The organism is Bartonella sp. TT67HLJMS, from assembly GCF_042193375.1.
GTDB lineage: Bacteria > Pseudomonadota > Alphaproteobacteria > Rhizobiales > Rhizobiaceae > Bartonella > Bartonella grahamii.
Map to the genome: position 1 here is coordinate 1 of NZ_JBHILP010000029.1, position 1,254 is coordinate 1,254.

The 1,254-nt window shown below is 35.7% G+C and carries 2 protein-coding genes; both read left to right on the plus strand.

Annotated features, from left to right (window positions below; translation table 11 throughout):
• Positions 1 to 34 precede the first annotated feature (34 nt).
• Positions 35 to 880, plus strand: a complete 846-nt coding sequence (locus ACFIJQ_RS08765; protein WP_375629952.1) for a type IV secretion system protein — start codon at positions 35 to 37, stop codon at positions 878 to 880.
• Between the two features lie 241 nt (positions 881 to 1,121).
• Positions 1,122 to 1,254 (plus strand): TrwH protein (locus ACFIJQ_RS08770; protein ID WP_375629954.1); only part of this gene is annotated, 133 nt, incomplete at its 3' end.

Genomic DNA, 1,254 nt, shown 5'->3' on the forward strand with positions numbered 1-1,254 from the left:
ATAAAAAGTTGAAAATTCGTTAAAGAGGAATTCCATGAACTTTACAGTGTTCACGCAACTTTTCAATAAAATTGATCAGATAACAAAAACATATGTCACGGATCTTTCCTCAAAAACAATAGCTACAATTACGCCCTTTGTATCAATCGGTATCACAATCGCTTTTATCATCTATGGATGGCTCATCATTCGTGGCGCTATAGATATGCCTCTCTCCGGATTTGTAAATCGTTTCTTACGGATAAGTATTATTACTTCAATAGCTCTTACCACAGGACTTTATCAGAATGAAATTGCCAATTTGATAACACAAATGCCCTATGAGTTATCAAAAGCGCTCTTAAAAAATCCACTCACTGATACACAATTAATGAATTTACTGGACAAAGCAGCAACCAAAGGATTTCAATATGCAGGGCGTCTTTTCCAAGAAACCGTCTACTTCGAAGCCAATGGACTGCTTTACAGTCTCTTAGGCATCATCATCTTGCTGGTAACAAGCCTCGTAGTAGCAATCGGTGGTGGTCTCGTACTCCTGACAAAAATCGCTATTACACTTCTCGTAGGATGGGGACCTCTCTTCATCATTGCTTTGCTCTGGCAACCAACTCATCGCCTTTTCGAGCAATGGATAATCCAAGTCGTCAATTATATAATCCTCTTTCTACTCTTAGCGACTGTATTTAATCTGATGATGAATATCTTTGCAAACTATTTGAGCGATATGAAATTCGATTACGACCAGAATATAAGCTTCATGTTTGGGGGAGCTATCGTCTTGTCCATTATATCCATCATGCTGTTACTCAAACTATCAAGCGTTGCCAATTCTCTCGCAAAAGGAATTACATTTGGACATCTATGGAGACATAGAAATTAGAGGAGATAAAAAGCAATGGTTCCCGTAACAAATGCCCTTAATATCCATATGACAAAATAACGAGGATATCCAATCCTAAAGTAAAAATATTCGCACTGAAATTGAGCTATTTTCATAAATTAAAAAATGAAATTAAGAACAGATCAATTATCGTAAACTATACACTTTACTTTAGTATCAAAATTATAATAATGACAATAAATATCAAGATGCATATAACAGTAAAAAGAGTCGTATTAAAATGAAGTCTGTCATTCTTGTAATTTTGATTGCAAACATTTTATCAGCTTGTGCATTAGCACCAAAGCTAAAACAGCCCAATGATAGGAACCGTGTACCTATTAATAAAACAATCCCTGCCGAAATCAAGCGAG

Excerpts from the sequence above, each read along its gene's own strand:
- ACFIJQ_RS08765 (WP_375629952.1), top strand. The coding sequence starts at position 35 with ATGAACTTTACAGTGTTCACGCAACTTTTCAATAAAATTGATCAGATA.